This is a genomic window from Streptomyces melanogenes (assembly GCF_014649795.1).
Lineage (GTDB): Bacteria > Actinomycetota > Actinomycetes > Streptomycetales > Streptomycetaceae > Streptomyces > Streptomyces noboritoensis.
Window position 1 is genome coordinate 224,781 of record NZ_BMTS01000006.1, and the last position, 16,377, is coordinate 241,157.

Consider the following 16,377-nt stretch of genomic DNA (forward strand, 5'->3'; position numbering starts at 1 on the left):
GATGGTACGGCGCCGGGTCCCGCCCCCGGAAAGCCCTAACGGCGGTCTGATTCGTCACTTCCGTAGGGGGCCTCCGGCGGGAATACGACGCGCCGGTCCTCCATCTCCTTGATCATGTCCTGCAGTTCCGAGCGGATCCAGTCGCGGGTGGCGACCTCGCCGAGGCCCATCCGCAGCGCGGCGATCTCCCGGGTCAGGTACTCGGTGTCGGCGATGGAGCGCTCGTTGGACTTGCGGTCCTGCTCCAGGTTGACCCGGTCGCGGTCGTCCTGCCGGTTCTGCGCGAGCAGGATCAGCGGGGCCGCGTACGAGGCCTGGAGGGACAGGGCGAGGGTCAGGAAGATGAACGGGTACTCGTCGAAGCGCAGCGGCGCCGGCGCGAAGATGTTCCAGACCACCCACAGGATGATGACCAGGGTCATCCAGACGATGAACCGCCCGGTCCCCAGGAAGCGGGCGATCTTCTCGGAGAACCGGCCGAACGCCTCCGGGTCGTACTCGGGCAGCAGGCGCGGCCGGGGCGCGCGCGGCAGGTCCAGGCGGGTGCGCGGGCCGCGCGGCACGGCGCTCGACCCCGACGCGCGCGTACGGTCGCGCTCCTCCGTGCGGTCAGCCATGCGAACCCCCCTCGGCGGCGTGGAACTCCGCCTCGCGCCAGTCCTCGGGCAGCAGGTGGTCGAGGACGTCGTCGACGGTGACCGCGCCCAGCAGCGAGCCGCTGTCGTCCACGACGGGCGCGGCGACCATGTTGTACGCGGCGAGGAACGCGGTGACGGCGGGCAGCGGGGTCTGCGGGGACAGCGGCGGCAGGTCGTTGTCCACGATCGAGGAGACCAGGGTGAACGGCGGGTCCCGCAGCAGCCGCTGGAAGTGCACCGTGCCCAGGTACTTGCCGGTCGGCGTCTCGTCGGGCGGCCGGCACACGTACACCTGCGCGGCGAGCGCCGGCGAGAGGTCCTGCTGGCGTACGCGCGCGAGGGCGTCCGCGACCGTGGCGTCCGGGCGCAGCACGATCGGCTCGGTGGTCATCAGACCGCCCGCGGTGCGCTCCTCGTAGCTGAGCAGCCGGCGCACGTCCGCCGCGTCGTCCGGCTGCATCAGGGTCAGCAGCCGCTCCTTGTCCTCCTCGGGCAGCTCGGAGAGCAGGTCGGCGGCGTCGTCCGGGTCCATCGCCTCCAGGACGTCGGCGGCCCGCTCGTCCTTCAGCTTGCCGAGGATCTCCACCTGGTCGTCGTCCGGCAGCTCCTCCATCACGTCGGCGAGCCGGTCGTCGTCGAGGGCCGCGGCCACTTCGCCGCGGCGCTTGGGGGAGAGGTGGTGCAGCACGTTGGCGAGGTCGGCGGGGCGCAGCTGCTCGAAGGTGGCGAGCAGGCTCTCGGCGCCCTGGCCGTGCTCCTCCAGGGAGAAGCCGGTGACCGCGGACCACTCGACGGTCAGCGTCTCGCCCTTGCGCCGCAGGGCGCCGCCCTTGCCGCGCCGTACGAAGACCTTGTCGATCTCCCAGTCGCGGCGGGCGGGCAGCTGCTGGATGGCCACGTCGAGGACCGTCACCTCCTCGCCCTTCTCGACGAGGGTGACCCGGCGGTCGAGGAGCTCGCCGAGCACCAGCCGCTCGGTGGGGCGCTGTTCGAAGCGGCGCAGGTTGACGACGCCGGTGGTGATGACCTGGCCGGACTCGACGCCGCTGACCCGGGTCATCGGCAGGAAGATCAACCTTCGGCCGGCCACCTCGACGACGAGGCCGAGCAGCCGGGGCGGGCGGCGGCCGACCCGCAGTATGGCGACGAGGTCGCGCACCCGGCCCACCTGGTCGCCGTTGGGGTCGAAGACGGCGACGCCGGAGAGGTGCGAAACGAAGATCCGGGGGGCGCCTGCCGCCATGCTGAGCGCCTCCTCTTGGGCGTGATCCGACCTTGTCGTGGCCTGAAATGGCGCTGAATATCTGATTCAGGCTAGCCGGTGACCATCCGGTGCGCCTTTGAGGGGCGTCCGTACGGCTCTCTGCCGGGCAGCGTAGACGGCCCGGGTAGGGTGCGGTCTGCCGACCCCGACTTCGCGCCCCCCACCCCGCGCGCTCCGACGAAAGGCCGTGTGCCGGTGACCACTCGCTCCCTGTCCGTACGGGCCCGCCGGGCCGCGCTCCCCGTCGCACTCTGCGCGGGGCTCGCCACGGCCGTCACGGCGTGCTCCTCGGACCCGGACGAGGGCACCAACGGCGTCGGCAAGCTCTCCGCCACCGACATCGAGGGCAAGGCGCGCACGGCGGCGGACGGCGCCGACGCGGTGCACCTCAGCGGCACGCTGGTCAGCAAGGGCGGCTCGTACAGGATCGACATGCGGCTCAAGGGGACCGGCGCGACCGGCACGGTCACCTCGAAGAACAGCACGTTCGGGCTGCTGCGGGTGGGCGACGAGCTCTTCCTGAAGGCGGACGCCGGGTTCTGGTCGCACAAGGACAAGGGCGGCGACCCGGGGAGCGCGGCGGCGGGCAAGCAGCTCGACGACAAGTACGTCAAGGTGCCGTCGGGCGACCCCTCGTACCAGGAGCTGCGCGGCTTCACGGACAAGAGCGCGCTCCTGAAGGGGATGCTCGGGCTCCAGGGCGAGCTCTCCAAGGGCGACCGGTCCAAGGTGGGCGAGGTGCGCACCATCCGCGTCAAGGCGGGCAAGGACGGCGAGGGCGGCACGCTCGACGTCTCGCTCCAGGGCACGCCGTACCCCCTGCGCTTCGAGCGCGCGGGTGGTGCGGGCGTCCTGGAACTGGGTGACTGGAACCAGGACTTCGCCCTGGCCCCGCCGTCGAAGGACGCGACGGTGGACTACGGCCGCCAGCTTCCGAAGACGTAGCTCGTTCTTGGTCTGCGGGCCGTCCCCAACTGGTCGCGCAGTTCCCCGCGCCCCTTAATGCCGCTGCGCGGCAATACGCCGCCTTCAGGCCCGCTTCCGCTTGCGCTTCATCAGCAGCCTCGGCAGCGCCGCGGGGATCGGCCGCCGCGTGGTGGCCGAGGTCTCCACGGGCTGAGCCGCCAGCGAGCCGGAGGGCATCGTCGTGCGGACCTCGACCGGCGACAGGCGCAGCACCCGGCACTCCCGCGCCCAGCGCCCCGTCACCGCCTCCCCGTCCGGCGCGTTCAGCCGCTTCGTCTTCAGCTCGGCGGCCACGGCCTCCCACAGCTCGCCGTGCGGCGCGATCTCGCTCACCGCGGCCGTCCAGGCCACCAGGCGGCCGCCCTTGTCCTTGCTGCGGACGGTCACCTCGGCGGTGCCGCCGTCGGCCAGGCCCTCCAGGGGCTGCTCGCCGGGGCCGCCGCCCACCACGTACGCGGCGCCCTCGTGCCACACGTGCCACAGCGTGCGGTCGGCCGTCCCGGTGCCCCGCACCCAGATCAGCCCGGACTTCTTGGTGGCCTCCTCGACGAGGGCCCGGTCGAGCAGCGCAGGTGTCATGGGGTCACTTTATGGGACGGCCGGTACGGGGGTGGCGGCGTTGTCCACAGCCCGGACCGACAGTTCCGTAAATATGTTTAGCGCCTTACTCTCTTGTCGTGCCCACCACCACCGCGTCCACCGCCACCCCGGCCCTGACCGCCGCTCCGGCCGTCCCCCGGGTGGACTTCGCGCTGCTCGCCGTCGCCATCACCAGCGTGTCGCTCTCCGCGCCGCTCATCGCCGCGACCGCGGCCCCCGCGCTGGCCATCGCTTTCTGGCGCAACGCCATGGCGGTGGGGGCGCTCACCCCGCTGGCCGCGGTCAAGTACCGGGCGCAGCTGCGCGGGCTGACCCGGCGCGAGGTAGGGCTCGCGGTCGCCGCCGGGGCGCTGCTCGCGCTGCACTTCGGGCTGTGGCTGCCGAGCCTGCGGATGACGTCGGTGGCGTCCTCGACCGCACTGTGCACCACCACCCCGATCTGGACCACCATCGCGCTGCGCCTGCGCGGCCACCGCCCGCCCGCGATGGTGTGGGTCGGGACGCTGGTCGCCTGCGCGGGCGTGGTGATGCTCACCGGCGTCGACATGACCACCTCGCCGCGCGCGCTCGCCGGTGACGCGCTCGCGCTCGGCGGCGGCATCGCGGCCGCCGGTTACGTACTGCTCGGCGCTGAGGTCCGGCGGACCGTGGACACGGTCCCGTACACGTACCTCTGCTACGGGACGGCCGCCGCCGGGCTGCTCGCCGCCTGTCTGGCGAGCGGCGCGGACCTCACCTCGTACTCGGGAGAGACCTGGGCCAAGCTGGCCGCGCTCACCGTCGCCGCCCAGCTGCTCGGCCACTCCCTGCTCAACCGGGTGGTGCGGGGCCTCGGGGCGTCCGTGACGTCCACGGCGATCCTCCTGGAGACGCCGGGCGCCGCCCTCATCGCGGCGCTCTGGCTGGGCCAGCAGCCGCCCGCGCTGGCCTGGCCCGCGCTCGTGGTGATCCTCGCCGGGCTCGCGCTCGTGGTCAGAGCCAACCGTTCCGCTTGAGCGTGCGGTGGATGACGAGGCAGCTTCCGGCGATGGCGGCCAGCACCAGCGGGTAGCCGTACTTCCAGTGCAGCTCCGGCATGTGGTCGAAGTTCATGCCGTACACCCCGCACACCATCGTCGGTACGGCGATGATCGCCGCCCATGAGGTGATCTTGCGCATGTCCTCGTTCTGCGCGAACGACGCCTGCGCCAGATTGGCCTGGAGGATCGAGTTCAGGAGCTCGTCGAAGCCCACGACGTGCTCCTGCACGCGCGCGAGGTGGTCGGCGACGTCCCGGAAGTACTTCTGGATGTCGGGGTCGACCAGCCGCATCGGCCGCTCGCTGAGCAACTGCATCGGCCGCAGCAGCGGCGCGACCGCCCGCTTGAACTCCAGCACCTCACGCTTGAGTTGGTAGATCCGCCCGGCGTCCGTGCCGCGCGGGCTGCCCTTGGAGGGGGCCGAGAAGACGTCGATCTCGACCTCGTCGATGTCGTCCTGCATCGCGTCCACGACCGCCAGATACCCGTCGACGACCTGGTCCGCGATGGCGTGCAGCACGGCCGAGGGGCCCTTGGCGAGCAGCTCGGGGTCGTCCTGGAGGCGCTTGCGCAGCGCCCGCAGGGAGCCCTGGCCGCCGTGCCGGACGGTGATCACGAAGTCCCGGCCGGTGAAGCACATGACCTCGCCGGTCTCCACGACCTCGCTGGTCGCGGTGAGTTCGGCGTGCTCGACGTAGTGGACCGTCTTGAAGACGGTGAAGAGCGTGTCGTCGTACCGCTCCAGCTTGGGCCGCTGGTGGGCGTGGACCGCGTCCTCCACGGCCAGCGGGTGCAGCCCGAACTCGGCCGCGATACCGGCGAATTCGGCCTCGGTCGGCTCGTGCAGCCCGATCCAGGCGAAGCCGCCGTCCTCCCGCACCCGCCGCATCGCCTCGCGCGGCGACAGGCACGAGTCGGCCTGGGTGCGCAGCCCGTCGCGGTAGACCGCGCAGTCGACGACCGCGCTGCTCGCGGACGGGTCGCGGGTGGGGTCGTACGAGTTGTACGGGGCGGTGCTCTTGCGCAGCGACGGACGCAGGGAGGGGCGGACCGCGGCGCGCAGGTCACGGATCATGGACATGGCAGGACTCCTTCGCGGAGGGGCCGCCGGCGGGCGTGGCACTGCCCGGAATGGGGACGTGACGCGACGACTGCGTACATCTGCGTACGTCCGCAAAGCGGGCGGTACCGCGGGTGCGGTGACGGCGTTCGCTACTGAAACGGACTGGGCGAGGCGATGTGCTCTTCCGTCGTGCGAAATGCCATGAGACTCAGATGTTTCCCGGTGGAACGGCCGGGTAAGGAGGTCTCGATCACAGGGAACAACGAAGGCGCACGGAAGAGCGGTTGGTACTGCCAGGCCGACTTCGATCCATCGCAGCCCCACCTCCTCCGGCCGGTCCCCCGTGAGGGACTTCCTGCTGCCCTGAACAGCGGCCAAGACTATCAGCCGGCGCAAGTGTCAAGTCCGTACTTTGCTCGTTCGATACGGCTTCTATGCTCAACTCATGGTTGATGTTCTTGCTCTCGTCGAGGCCAGGCTGCGCACCGCCCTCGGCGAACCGGACGCGCGCGCCGCGGTGACCTTCCTCGGCACGGATCGCGTCGAGGTGCTGCGCTTCGCCGACGGGGACATCGTCCGCTACGCCACGCTCGGCATGTCGGCCCAGCCCATGACCGACCCGGCCGCCGCCCTCGCCGACCCGGTCAAGGGCCCGCGCGCCGAGCTGGTCCTGTCCGTACGGGCCGGGCTCGCCGACACGGACAAGGTGCTGCGGCCGCTCGCCGTCCTCGCCTCCACCCCGCAGGTCGAGGGCGTGATCGTGGCCCCCGGCGCCTCGCTCGACATCGGGGAACCGCTGTGGCCCGGGGCGCCGTTCAGCTCGGTCCTGGTCGCGGAGCCGGGCGGCCTGGTCGAGGACCTGGAGCTCGACGACCCGATGGACCCGGTCCGCTTCCTGCCGCTGCTGCCGATGACGACGAACGAGGCGGCGTGGAAGCGGGTGCGGGGGGCGCAGGAGCTGGAGGAGCGGTGGCTGGCGAACGGGACGGACCTGCGGGATCCGCTCCGTACGTCGGTACGGCTGGACTAGTCCGGAAGCCGGGGCCCGCCCCGATCCCCACACGCCGGACGGGTGATCGTCCTTGACGCGGCGCTGGACGGGGAGGACCGTGGGCATTTATGAGGGGCGAACCCAGTTGCCCGAAGTGCGGAGGCCGGGTCAGGGCGCCCGGTCTCTTTGCCGACTCCTGGCAGTGCGACGTGCACGGGACGGTGCATCCGCTGCAGCCGGTGGTCCCCCCGAGCGTCGAGGCCCTCGGCGTCGTGGTGCACCGGTCGAAGGTGCCCGTCTGGATGCCGTGGCCGCTGCCCATCGGCTGGCTCTTCACCGGCGTGGCCTGCGCGGGCGACGACCGCAACGGCGGGCGCGCGACCGCCGTGGCCTGCTCCGGCCCCGCCCCGCTGGGCGGCATCGGTGAGCTGCTGCTCGTCGCGGAGGAGCTGGGCGTCGGCCTCGGCGCGCGGTACGCGGGCATCGACGGCCCCGACCCCGGCCCGTACATCAGCGTCGACAAACCGCCGCACGCCAAGGTCCTCGCGGCCGGGCGGCCCACCCCGCTGTGGCACGTGACCGGCACGCCCGACGACCGCGCGGTCTTCGCGGGCGAGGCGCGCGGCCTGTGGCTGTGGGCGATCGTCTGGCCCGAGCAGTCGGGCCTGCTGCTCTACGACGAGCTGGTCCTCACCGATCTGCGCGACGCGGGCGCCGAGGTCGAGCTGGTGCCGTGCGGCGCGCTGTCGCCGCGGATCCTGTCGTGACGCGCGCGTGGCGGAGCGCCCCGAGTGCGGTGACCGCCACAGCCGTTACGGGCGGGACAGGGGCTACGCGCAGTTATCCTTGATTGTCCCCCTGCCGGTCTCTACGCCCTGGAGTCACGCGTGCGCATCGATCTGCACACCCACTCCACGGCCTCCGACGGCACGGACACCCCGGCCGAGCTGGTCCGTAACGCGGCCGCCGCCGGGCTCGACGTCATCGCGCTCACCGACCACGACACCACCAGGGGCTACGCCGAGGCGACCGCCGCGCTCCCCGCGGGCCTGACCCTGGTGACCGGCGCCGAGCTCTCCTGCCGGGTCGACGGCATCGGGCTGCACATGCTGGCGTACCTCTTCGACCCCGAGGAGCCGGAGCTGGCGCGCGAGCGCGAGCTGGTCCGCGACGACCGGGTGCCGCGCGCCCGGGGCATGGTCGCCAAGCTCCAGGCGCTGGGCGTCCCCGTCACCTGGGAGCAGGTGGCGCGGATCGCGGGCGACGGCTCGGTCGGCCGTCCGCACGTCGCCGAGGCGATGGTCGAGCTGGGCGTCGTCGGCTCGGTGTCGGACGCGTTCGTGCCCGAGTGGCTGGCGGACGGCGGACGCGCGTACGTCGGCAAGCACGAGCTCGACCCGTTCGACGCGATCCGGCTGGTCAAGGCCGCCGGCGGAGTCACCGTCTTCGCGCACCCGCTCGCCGTCAAGCGCGGCCGGGTCGTGCCCGAGACGGTCATAGCCGAGCTGGCCTCGGCCGGTCTCGACGGCATCGAGGTCGACCACACGGACCACGACGCGCCCACGCGCGCGCGGCTGCGCGGACTGGCCGCCGAGCTCGGTCTGCTCACCACCGGCTCCAGCGACTACCACGGCGGCCGCAAGGCCGTGCGGCTCGGGGAGTGCACCACCGACCCCGAGATCTACGGCGAGATCACCCGCCGCGCGACGGGCGCGTTCCCCGTTCCTGGCGCGGGCGGAACCGGCCGCTGAGCGCTTCGCTGGAAGCGCGGTGATTCGTCTGCGGGCCGTGTGTGGCTGGTCGCGCCCCCGCGGCGGAGCCGCATATGTCTCAGTCCCGCGCCCCTGAAGGCTCGGCCCCGGGCGGCCCATGCCCCGGCCCGAGGTCCCCCTTTTCCCCGTACACCCCTCCTCCTGCAAGGCACCACCGTGTTCGACGCTGCCGTCTTCGGCTCCCTGTTCCTCACCCTTTTTGTCATCATGGATCCCCCCGGGATCACGCCGATCTTCCTCGCGCTCACCTCCGGCCGCCCGGCCAAGGTGCAGCGCAAGATGGCGTGGCAGGCCGCGGCCGTGGCCCTCGGTGTGATCACCGTGTTCGGTCTGGTGGGCAACCAGATCCTGGCGTATCTGCACATCGACGTGCCCGCGCTGATGATCGCGGGCGGTCTGCTGCTCCTGCTCATCGCGCTCGACCTGCTCACCGGCAAGATGGAGGAGCCGAAGCAGACCAAGGACGTCAACGTGGCGCTGGTGCCGCTCGGCATGCCGCTGCTCGCCGGGCCCGGCGCGATCGTCCAGGTCATCCTCGCGGTCCAGAACCACGACACGTTCTCCGGGCAGGTCGCCGTGTGGACCGCGATCCTCGCGATGCACATCGTGCTCTGGCTGGTCATGCGGTACTCGCTGCTGATCATCCGGGTGATCAAGGACGGCGGTGTCGTCCTGGTGACGCGGCTCGCGGGCATGATGCTCTCCGCGCTCGCGGTGCAGCAGATCATCAACGGCGTCACCCAGGTGATCCACGGCGCCTGACCGCCGTCCGCCCGCCTGCCCGCTGCCGTACAAGCGGAAAGCGCCCCCGCACCGACGATTCGGTGCGGGGGCGCTTCGGCTTGCCGCGTAGAAGATCCTTACGCGTTACGAAGCCGGACTGTCGGCCGGGCGGATGTAGATGCGCTGGCCGATTGCGGCGGCCTGCTGCACGATCCGGTTGACGGAGGCGGCGTCCACGACGGTGCTGTCCACGGCGGAGCCGTCGACGTCGTTGAGGCGCATGATCTCGAAGCGCATGGCTTCTCCCTTCGTCTGATCCTCCTGAAGGAGAACTACTGGTGCGGGGGGCTCGGCTTCTTCAGCCTGCACCCTCGCGGAGTCCGGACGATTGCCCGCCCGTTACGACTGTTCAACGGGTTGCCCTTGGCAAACATTCCCTACGCTAAGGAAATTTTTTCACGGGCTAAATACTGGCAGGTAAGGCACCGGTTGTGTGGGATCGCTCACGCCACGGAGAATGGGGGGCAATGAGCGACGCAGGCGACATCCCAGGCATCCCCGACGGCCCCGGCGACCCGAGCGACCCCACCGACGCGGGCGGCTCCGCGGCCTCCGACATCGGCGCGCAGCTGGAGCGCACCAACCAGCTGCTGCGGCGGATGCTGGCCGAGGTGGCCAAGACGCCCTCGACCCACGCGATCTTCGTCGACGCGGGCTATGTGTACGCGGCGGCGGGCCTGCTGGTCGCCGGGACCGAGGACCGCCGGTCCTTCGACCTCGACGCCGAGGGGCTGATCGAGGCCTTCATCGACAAGGCGCGCACGATCTTCGCGGACAGTCGGCTGCTCCGCGTGTACTGGTACGACGGCGCGCGCCGGCGCATCCACACCTCCGAGCAGCAGTCGATCGCGGAGCTGCCGGACGTCAAGGTCCGCCTCGGCAACCTCAACGCCAACAACCAGCAGAAGGGCGTCGACTCGCTGATCCGTTCCGACCTGGAGTCCCTCGCCCGGCACCGCGCCATCAGCGACGCGGCGCTCATCGGCGGCGACGAGGACCTGGTCTCGGCGGTGGAGGCGGCGCAGGGGTACGGCGCGCGGGTCCACCTCTGGGGCATCGAGGCGGCGGAGGGGCGCAACCAGGCGGAGCCGCTGCTGTGGGAGGTCGACAGCCAGCGCACGTTCGACCTGGACTTCTGCAAGCCGTACGTCACTCGGCGGCCGGTGACGATGTACGAGGACAGCGGGCCCGCGCCGACGCGGGACGACGTGCGGTTCGTGGGGGCGCAGATCGCGGCGACGTGGCTGTCGTCGCGGGGCCGGGCCGCGCTGGCCCAGCTGCTGCCGGGCCACCCGTATCTGCCCGGTCCGGTGGACCAGGACCTCCTGGTGGAGGCGGAACGGCTGCTTCAGCGGTCGCTGCGGGGGCATGCGGATTTGCGGCGGGCGCTGCGGGATGGGTTTTGGCAGCACCTTCAGTCCCAGTACTAGCGGGTCCCAGTACTGGCGGTTGTTCGTCCGCGCGCCGTCCCCAACTGGTCGCGCAGTTCCCCGCGCCCCTAAAGGACTATGGCTGAGCTGACGTCTCCGGCTGCGGCGGACTACCTAAGGGGCGCGGGGAACTGCGCGACCAGCCACCCACCGGGCCGCAGACGGACAATCAGCGCCCCCAGAACCCCGTCAGGGCCGACGCCAACTCCTCCGCGTGCGAGACATTGGGGGAGTGGCCCGCGCCCGGGATGACCGTGTGGTGGGCGTTCGTGTCGCGGGCCAGGGCGGCGAGCTCCTGGACCGTCCACACCGTCTCGCCGTCCCCGTACGCCACATGCAGTGGCAACGGCAACGCCGCGATGTTCTCCGTCCGGTCCGGTTCCGTCCTCAACTGCCGCCCGGCGGCGATGAGTTGGCCGGGCCGCGTGTTGAACCACCGCCGCCGCAGGAACGCGGCGACCTCCGGCGCGTCCGGCTCGTACGCCGGATCGCGGCTGTCCAGCCAGCGCGTCGCCGCCCACACCGCCGCCGGCGGCAGCACCGGCAGCGCGGCCCGCAGCAGCCGGATCTTGGCGCGCTGCTCCGGGCCGACATGGCCCGGCCCCGACGACAGCAGCGTCAGCGAGCGGAAGGAGCCGGGGGAGAGGCGGACGGCCGCGCGGGCCACCAGCCCGCCGAAGGAGTGGCCGACGAGGTGTACGGGCCCGTCGCCGAGCGCCGCCGCCTGCGCGATCACGTCCTCGGCGAGGGTGCGGGGCGTGTAGCCGCCCGCGCCGCGTGGCCCGGGGCTCTCGTGCTGGCCCCGCCCGTCGACCGCCACCGCCCGGTACCCGGCCCGGGCGAGCGGCTCCAGGAGCGCGAGGAAGTCCTCCTTGCTGCCGGTGAAGCCGGGCAGCAGCAGCGCGGTGCCGAGCGCCGGTCCGCCGGGTTCGGCGTCGAGCACGGCGAACCGGCCGCGCGGTGTTACCAGCGCGTACGCGCGCGTGCCCGCAGGCGGGACCAGGGACCGGGGCTTGCTCATATGCCGAGCGTAACCGGGGTGTGCGGGGCCCGGAGCGGCGGCCCGGACGCACTTCGGCCCGGCACCCCCGAAGGGATGCCGGGCCGAAAGAGCGGTGCTGCTTACGCCTCGGGCGCCGCGACCTTGCGGGTGCGCGTACGGCGGGGCTTGGGCTCGGCCTCGGTCGCCTCGGGGGCGGCCTCGACCGTCTTCTTCGCGCGCGTACGACGCGGCTTGGGCTCGGCGGCGACCGACGCGTCGGGCTCCGCGGCGACCGCCTTCTTGCGCGAACGCACCGGCTTGGTGGCCTCCGCCGCCTTCGCGGCGGCGATCTCCAGCGCGGCCGACTCCGGCGTCAGGAAGCCGACCTCGGCCGACTCCGCGACCTTGCGGATGCGGCGGCGCGGCTTCGCGGGCGCCTCGACGACGGCCTCGACGACCGGCGCCGCGACCTTGCGGGCGCGGGTGCGGCGGGGCTTGGGCTCGGCCTCGACGACCGCGACGGGCTCGGCCGGGGCCGGGACGACGGGCGCCTCGGCGACGGCAGCGGCGGCCTTGCGGGTCCGGGTGCGGCGCGGCTTGGGCTCGGCCTCCACCACGGTCTCGGCGACCGGCTCGACCACCGCCACCGGAGCGGCGACGGCCTCGGCGACCGGGGCCGCCTCCACCGGGGCCACCCGCGTACGACGACGGCGGCGCGGGGTGCGCGGCTCCGTGTCGGCGGCGGGCGCGTCGGCCGGCTCGGTGGCCACGGGCGCCGGAGCGTCCGCCTCGACCGTCGAGCCGCCACGGGTGCGGCGGCGCTGGCGCGGGGTGCGGGTGCGCTCGGGGCGCTCCTCGGTCGCGACCGGCGCGGCGGACTTGCGGCCGCGGCCGCCCGTCTCGCCCAGGTCCTCGAGCTCCTCGGCCGCGAGACCGGCGCGGGTGCGCTCGCCGCGCGGCAGGACGCCCTTGGTGCCCGCCGGGATGTTCAGCTCCTCGAACAGGTGCGGGGACGTGGAGTACGTCTCGACCGGGTCCGGGAACTTCAGGTCCAGCGCCTTGTTGATCAGCTGCCAGCGCGGGATGTCGTCCCAGTCGACCAGCGTGATCGCGATGCCCTTGTTGCCCGCGCGGCCGGTGCGGCCGATGCGGTGGAGGTAGGTCTTCTCCTCCTCCGGCGACTGGTAGTTGATGACGTGCGTCACGCCCTCGACGTCGATGCCGCGGGCGGCTACGTCGGTGCAGACCAGCACGTCGACCTTGCCGTTGCGGAACGCGCGCAGCGCCTGCTCGCGGGCGCCCTGGCCGAGGTCGCCGTGGACCGCGCCGGAGGCGAAGCCGCGCTTGGCGAGCTGCTCGGCGATGTCGGCGGCCGTCCGCTTCGTACGGCAGAAGATCATCGCGAGTCCGCGGCCCTCGGCCTGCAGGATGCGCGCGACCATCTCCGGCTTGTCCATCGAGTGGGCGCGGAAGACGTGCTGCGAGATGTTGGCGACGGTCGCGCCCTCGTCGTCCGGCGCGGTGGCGCGGATGTGCGTGGGCTGCGACATGTAGCGACGGGCGAGACCGATGACGGCGCCCGGCATGGTCGCCGAGAACAGCATGGTCTGGCGCTTCGCCGGAAGCATGTTGATGATCTTCTCGACGTCGGGCAGGAAGCCCAGGTCGAGCATCTCGTCGGCCTCGTCGAGGACGAGCGCGCGGACGTGGGAGAGGTCCAGCTTGCGCTGGCCCGCCAGGTCGAGCAGTCGGCCGGGGGTGCCGACGATGACGTCGACGCCCTTCTTGAGGGCCTCGACCTGCGGCTCGTACGCCCGGCCGCCGTAGATGGCGAGCACGCGGACGTTGCGGACCTTGCCGGCGGTGAGCAGGTCGTTGGTGACCTGGGTGCAGAGCTCGCGGGTGGGGACCACGACGAGCGCCTGCGGGGCGTCGGTGAGCTGCTCGGGCTTGGCCCGGCCCGCCTCGACGTCCGCGGGGACGGTGACGCGCTCGAGGAGCGGCAGACCGAAGCCGAGCGTCTTGCCGGTGCCGGTCTTGGCCTGGCCGATCACGTCGGAGCCGGAGAGCGCGACGGGGAGCGTCATCTCCTGGATGGGGAACGGGGACACGATGCCGACGGCTTCGAGGGCCTCGGCGGTCTCGGGAAGGATCCCGAGCTCTCGGAACGTAGTCAGGGTGCTGCCTCTTCTGTGAGACGCGGTACGGAGGCGAACGCGGCGGGTCGTACCGTGCCGGGTACATCCGGCCGGTTCGGGGATCGACCGGGCCGGGTGGCGCGGGACCACTGCCGTCGCTCAAGCGCTCGTGCCGCTGAGGGTCCCTCATCTGCGGTTACGCACTGTCACGTGCCGCACTGGAGGGCTGTCGGGTCGGAGCCGACCGGGCGACCGACCGGGCATCCTCATTCATCAAGCCGCCCGCCGAATACATGATCCTCGGCAGGCTCATTACCACTGTACCCCGGATTCGCGCATGTGTGTTGGGCGAATTCCCGGGAACCGGTCGCACGCTCTGGCTGACCAGGCCCTTCCTCCCTGCCGCGAGCGGGCTATTGTGCGCTGCATGGAGACGCCTGACAACGCCCGCGCGGCCGGTACCGAAGCCGACGCGAACGCCGCAGAAGAGACCGTGGAACCCACCGGGATCGCCGCCCAGGACTGGGCGACGGCCTCCGCCGAGCCGCAGTACCGGGCCGCCGTAGTGGATCTGCTCGGCGCGCTCGCGTACGGCGAGCTGGCGGCCTTCGAGCGCCTCGCCGACGACGCCAAGCTGGCGCCCTCGCTCGCCGACAAGGCGGAGCTGGCGAAGATGGCGTCGGCCGAGTTCCACCACTTCGAGCGGCTGCGCGACCGCCTCGCGGAGATCGACGCGGAGCCGACCGCCGCCATGGAGCCGTTCGCCAAGGCGCTGGACGACTTCCACCACCAGACCGCGCCGTCGGACTGGCTGGAGGGCCTGGTCAAGGCGTACGTGGGCGACTCGATCGCCAGTGACTTCTACCGAGAGGTGGCGGCCCGGCTGGACTCGGACACGCGCGGCCTGGTGCTCGCGGTCCTCGACGACACCGGCCACGGCAACTTCGCCGTCGAGAAGGTGCGCGCCGCGATCGAGGCCGACCCGCGCGTGGGCGGCCGTCTCGCGCTGTGGGCGCGCCGGCTGATGGGCGAGGCCCTGTCGCAGGCCCAGCGCGTGGTCGCGGAGCGTGACGCGCTGTCGACCATGCTGGTCGGCGGGATGGCGGACGGCTTCGACCTGGCGGCCGTCGGCGAGATGTTCACCCGGATCACCAAGGCCCACACCAAGCGGATGGCCGCGCTGGGCCTCGCGGCCTAGTTGAAGAAGGTGCCGCCTACGCCGCTGAGCGGCGCAGGCGGCCCGCCGGGCGCAGCAGCAGGGACAGCGCGACCACGGCGATGAACGTGGCGCCCACGACCGTCGTCACCGCGTGGCCCGGGCCGACCGCCGAGTGGGTCAGGAAGGCGCCGAACAGGGCGCCCAGGGCGCCCACCGCGAAGACGGTCCGGCGCTCGGGCAGACGGTGCGGCAGGCGGGTCGCGGCGGTCCAGGCGAGGGCGATTCCGAGAGTCACGGAGCCGAGCGCTTCCAGGAGCATGTGCGTCCCTCCCGCGGTGTGGCCAGGTGTATCAGGTCACCAGCCGTCCTACCCGACGCTTGCGGAGCGCAATCCTCCCCTCACCGTGTGGAGCACAGCGAGGGCACAGCCCGGACACAGCGGAGCGGCCCGGCGGTCGATGACCGCCGGGCCGCTCCCTTGCCACGTGTGCGTCGGGCTACAGCTGGCCGAAGCCCACCCGGCGAACCGTCGGCTCGCCGATCTCCACGTACGCGATCTTGTCGGCCGGCACCAGGACCTTGCGGCCCTTGTCGTCCTGGAGGCTGAGCAGCTGCGCCTTGCCGGCGAGGGCGTCGGCGACGGCGCTCTCGACCTCCTCGGCGGACTGCCCGCTCTCCAGAACGATCTCCCGGGGCGCGTGCTGCACGCCGATCTTGACCTCCACGGCTATGTCCCTCCGACGGTCTGCGGTGCGCGGTCAGCCGCGCCGTACCCCGCACACATTAGCCCGGTGAGGGGACCCGGACGGGCGCGGCGCCGCACGCTAGGAGCGAACAGCCGCACCCCGCAAGCGCTGTTCAGTGGCCCTCGGTGCCGTGCAGCGGGAAGCCCGCGATGCCGCGCCAGGCCAGCGAGGTGAGCAGCTGCACCGCCTTCTCGCGGGGGATCGCCGACTCGCTGGAGAGCCAGTAGCGCGCGACCACCTGGGAGACCCCGCCCAGGCCCACGGCCAGCAGCATCGACTCGTCCTTGGACAGGCCGGTGTCCTCGGCGATCACGTCCGAGATGGCCTCGGCGCACTGGAGGCTGACCCGCTCGACGCGCTCGCGCACGGCGGGCTCGTTGGTCAGGTCGGACTCGAAGACGAGACGGAACGCGCCGCCCTCGTCCTCCACGTACGCGAAGTAGGCGTCCATGGTGGCGGCGACGCGCAGCTTGTTGTCGCTGGTGGAGGCGAGCGCCGTGCGCACCGCCAGGAGGAGTGCCTCGCAGTGCTGGTCGAGCAGGGCCAGGTACAGCTCCAGCTTCCCGGGGAAGTGCTGGTACAGGACCGGCTTGGAGACGCCGGCCCGCTCCGCGATGTCGTCCATCGCGGCCGAGTGGTACCCCTGTGCGACGAAGACTTCCTGGGCCGCGCCCAGAAGCTGATTGCGGCGGGCCCGGCGGGGCAGACGCGTGCCTCGCGGGCGCGCTGCCTCGGTCTGCTCGATGGCTGTCACGCCGCCTCCCAAAAATTGATCTCGTGCGCGATGTACGCGCGCCGCCATCGTACTTTTGGGTAACCCGGCTGT

18 protein-coding genes are annotated in these 16,377 nt (G+C 72.2%); 8 read left to right on the top strand and 10 right to left on the bottom strand.

Annotated elements, in window-relative coordinates; translation table 11 throughout:
- Positions 1-35: 35 nt before the first annotated feature.
- Positions 36-617 (bottom strand): DUF1003 domain-containing protein, encoded by a 582-nt coding sequence (locus IE252_RS15645; protein ID WP_190090006.1) that lies wholly within the window; start codon positions 615-617, stop codon positions 36-38.
- Positions 610-1,881 (bottom strand): magnesium transporter MgtE N-terminal domain-containing protein, encoded by a 1,272-nt coding sequence (locus IE252_RS15650; RefSeq protein WP_190090007.1) that lies wholly within the window; start codon positions 1,879-1,881, stop codon positions 610-612. Before IE252_RS15650 ends, IE252_RS15645 begins: the two co-directional genes overlap by 8 nt.
- 216 nt (positions 1,882-2,097) lie before the next feature.
- Here IE252_RS15650 and IE252_RS15655 point away from each other — a divergent pair, with 216 nt between their 5' ends.
- Positions 2,098-2,847, top strand: coding sequence for a hypothetical protein (locus tag IE252_RS15655; protein WP_190090008.1), 750 nt, complete (start codon positions 2,098-2,100; stop codon positions 2,845-2,847).
- An 84-nt stretch (positions 2,848-2,931) separates the two neighbouring features.
- On the opposite strand, the gene IE252_RS15660 is transcribed toward IE252_RS15655, so the two are convergent.
- A complete protein-coding gene (locus tag IE252_RS15660) occupies positions 2,932-3,447 on the bottom strand; it encodes a hypothetical protein (protein WP_190090009.1) in 516 nt (171 codons plus the stop codon).
- Positions 3,448-3,545: 98 nt separating this feature from the next.
- On the opposite strand from IE252_RS15660, the gene IE252_RS15665 reads away from it, so the two are divergent.
- Positions 3,546-4,463 (top strand): DMT family transporter, encoded by a 918-nt coding sequence (locus tag IE252_RS15665; RefSeq protein ID WP_229848401.1) that lies wholly within the window; start codon positions 3,546-3,548, stop codon positions 4,461-4,463.
- Here the strand turns inward: IE252_RS15665 and IE252_RS15670 are convergent.
- A complete protein-coding gene (locus IE252_RS15670) occupies positions 4,441-5,568 on the bottom strand; it encodes a magnesium and cobalt transport protein CorA (protein ID WP_190090010.1) in 1,128 nt (375 codons plus the stop codon). The two genes, IE252_RS15665 and IE252_RS15670, sit on opposite strands and share 23 nt — an antisense overlap.
- Before the next feature lie 427 nt (positions 5,569-5,995).
- Between IE252_RS15670 and IE252_RS15675 the strand changes: the two genes are divergently transcribed.
- The 4 genes from IE252_RS15675 to IE252_RS15690 all read left to right on the top strand — a co-directional run bounded on the left by IE252_RS15675 (position 5,996) and on the right by IE252_RS15690 (position 9,075).
- Positions 5,996-6,580 (top strand): suppressor of fused domain protein, encoded by a 585-nt coding sequence (locus IE252_RS15675; protein ID WP_190090011.1) that lies wholly within the window; start codon positions 5,996-5,998, stop codon positions 6,578-6,580.
- Between the two features lie 89 nt (positions 6,581-6,669).
- Positions 6,670-7,308 carry a DUF6758 family protein gene (locus IE252_RS15680; protein ID WP_190090012.1) on the top strand — a complete coding sequence of 213 codons (639 nt, stop codon included), beginning with the start codon at positions 6,670-6,672 and terminating at the stop codon, positions 7,306-7,308.
- A gap of 120 nt (positions 7,309-7,428) precedes the next feature.
- Positions 7,429-8,292, top strand: a complete 864-nt coding sequence (locus IE252_RS15685; RefSeq protein WP_190090013.1) for a PHP domain-containing protein — start codon at positions 7,429-7,431, stop codon at positions 8,290-8,292.
- Between the two features lie 177 nt (positions 8,293-8,469).
- On the top strand, positions 8,470-9,075 hold the full coding sequence (locus IE252_RS15690) for a MarC family protein (RefSeq protein WP_190090014.1): 606 nt from the start codon (positions 8,470-8,472) through the stop codon (positions 9,073-9,075).
- A 105-nt stretch (positions 9,076-9,180) separates the two neighbouring features.
- On the opposite strand, the gene IE252_RS15695 is transcribed toward IE252_RS15690, so the two are convergent.
- Positions 9,181-9,333, bottom strand: a complete 153-nt coding sequence (locus IE252_RS15695) for a DUF8834 family protein (RefSeq protein ID WP_180357254.1) — start codon at positions 9,331-9,333, stop codon at positions 9,181-9,183.
- A 230-nt stretch (positions 9,334-9,563) separates the two neighbouring features.
- On the opposite strand from IE252_RS15695, the gene IE252_RS15700 reads away from it, so the two are divergent.
- Positions 9,564-10,526 (top strand): NYN domain-containing protein, encoded by a 963-nt coding sequence (locus IE252_RS15700; protein WP_229848403.1) that lies wholly within the window; start codon positions 9,564-9,566, stop codon positions 10,524-10,526.
- Positions 10,527-10,695: 169 nt separating this feature from the next.
- On the opposite strand, the gene IE252_RS15705 is transcribed toward IE252_RS15700, so the two are convergent.
- On the bottom strand, positions 10,696-11,547 hold the full coding sequence (locus IE252_RS15705; protein ID WP_190090015.1) for an alpha/beta fold hydrolase: 852 nt from the start codon (positions 11,545-11,547) through the stop codon (positions 10,696-10,698).
- Between the two features lie 101 nt (positions 11,548-11,648).
- Positions 11,649-13,619: a DEAD/DEAH box helicase gene (locus tag IE252_RS15710; RefSeq protein WP_229848405.1), complete on the bottom strand. Its 1,971-nt coding sequence runs from the start codon at positions 13,617-13,619 to the stop codon at positions 11,649-11,651.
- 454 nt (positions 13,620-14,073) lie between these two features.
- Between IE252_RS15710 and IE252_RS15715 the strand changes: the two genes are divergently transcribed.
- On the top strand, positions 14,074-14,844 hold the full coding sequence (locus tag IE252_RS15715) for a ferritin-like fold-containing protein (RefSeq protein WP_373298555.1): 771 nt from the start codon (positions 14,074-14,076) through the stop codon (positions 14,842-14,844).
- Between the two features lie 16 nt (positions 14,845-14,860).
- Here the strand turns inward: IE252_RS15715 and IE252_RS15720 are convergent, their stop codons facing one another.
- The 3 genes from IE252_RS15720 to IE252_RS15730 all read right to left on the bottom strand — a co-directional run bounded on the left by IE252_RS15720 (position 14,861) and on the right by IE252_RS15730 (position 16,305).
- Complete coding sequence (locus IE252_RS15720) at positions 14,861-15,124, bottom strand: hypothetical protein (RefSeq protein WP_190090016.1); 264 nt, start codon at positions 15,122-15,124, stop codon at positions 14,861-14,863.
- Positions 15,125-15,302: 178 nt separating this feature from the next.
- Positions 15,303-15,530, bottom strand: coding sequence for a DUF3107 domain-containing protein (locus tag IE252_RS15725; RefSeq protein ID WP_101389947.1), 228 nt, complete (start codon positions 15,528-15,530; stop codon positions 15,303-15,305).
- Between the two features lie 133 nt (positions 15,531-15,663).
- Complete coding sequence (locus tag IE252_RS15730) at positions 15,664-16,305, bottom strand: TetR/AcrR family transcriptional regulator (protein ID WP_190090017.1); 642 nt, start codon at positions 16,303-16,305, stop codon at positions 15,664-15,666.
- Positions 16,306-16,377: the final 72 nt, after the last annotated feature.

Bases quoted from the DNA above. Each gene is read 5' to 3' on its own strand.
- IE252_RS15660 (WP_190090009.1), bottom strand. From the start codon at position 3,447: ATGACACCTGCGCTGCTCGACCGGGCCCTCGTCGAGGAGGCCACCAAG.
- IE252_RS15670 (WP_190090010.1), bottom strand. From the start codon at position 5,568: ATGTCCATGATCCGTGACCTGCGCGCCGCGGTCCGCCCCTCCCTGCGT.
- IE252_RS15695 (WP_180357254.1), bottom strand. From the start codon at position 9,333: ATGCGCTTCGAGATCATGCGCCTCAACGACGTCGACGGCTCCGCCGTG.
- IE252_RS15675 (WP_190090011.1), top strand. From the start codon at position 5,996: ATGGTTGATGTTCTTGCTCTCGTCGAGGCCAGGCTGCGCACCGCCCTC.
- IE252_RS15720 (WP_190090016.1), bottom strand. From the start codon at position 15,124: ATGCTCCTGGAAGCGCTCGGCTCCGTGACTCTCGGAATCGCCCTCGCC.
- IE252_RS15645 (WP_190090006.1), bottom strand. From the start codon at position 617: ATGGCTGACCGCACGGAGGAGCGCGACCGTACGCGCGCGTCGGGGTCG.
- IE252_RS15705 (WP_190090015.1), bottom strand. From the start codon at position 11,547: ATGAGCAAGCCCCGGTCCCTGGTCCCGCCTGCGGGCACGCGCGCGTAC.
- IE252_RS15700 (WP_229848403.1), top strand. From the start codon at position 9,564: ATGAGCGACGCAGGCGACATCCCAGGCATCCCCGACGGCCCCGGCGAC.
- IE252_RS15680 (WP_190090012.1), top strand. From the start codon at position 6,670: ATGAGGGGCGAACCCAGTTGCCCGAAGTGCGGAGGCCGGGTCAGGGCG.
- IE252_RS15650 (WP_190090007.1), bottom strand. From the start codon at position 1,881: ATGGCGGCAGGCGCCCCCCGGATCTTCGTTTCGCACCTCTCCGGCGTC.
- IE252_RS15715 (WP_373298555.1), top strand. From the start codon at position 14,074: ATGGAGACGCCTGACAACGCCCGCGCGGCCGGTACCGAAGCCGACGCG.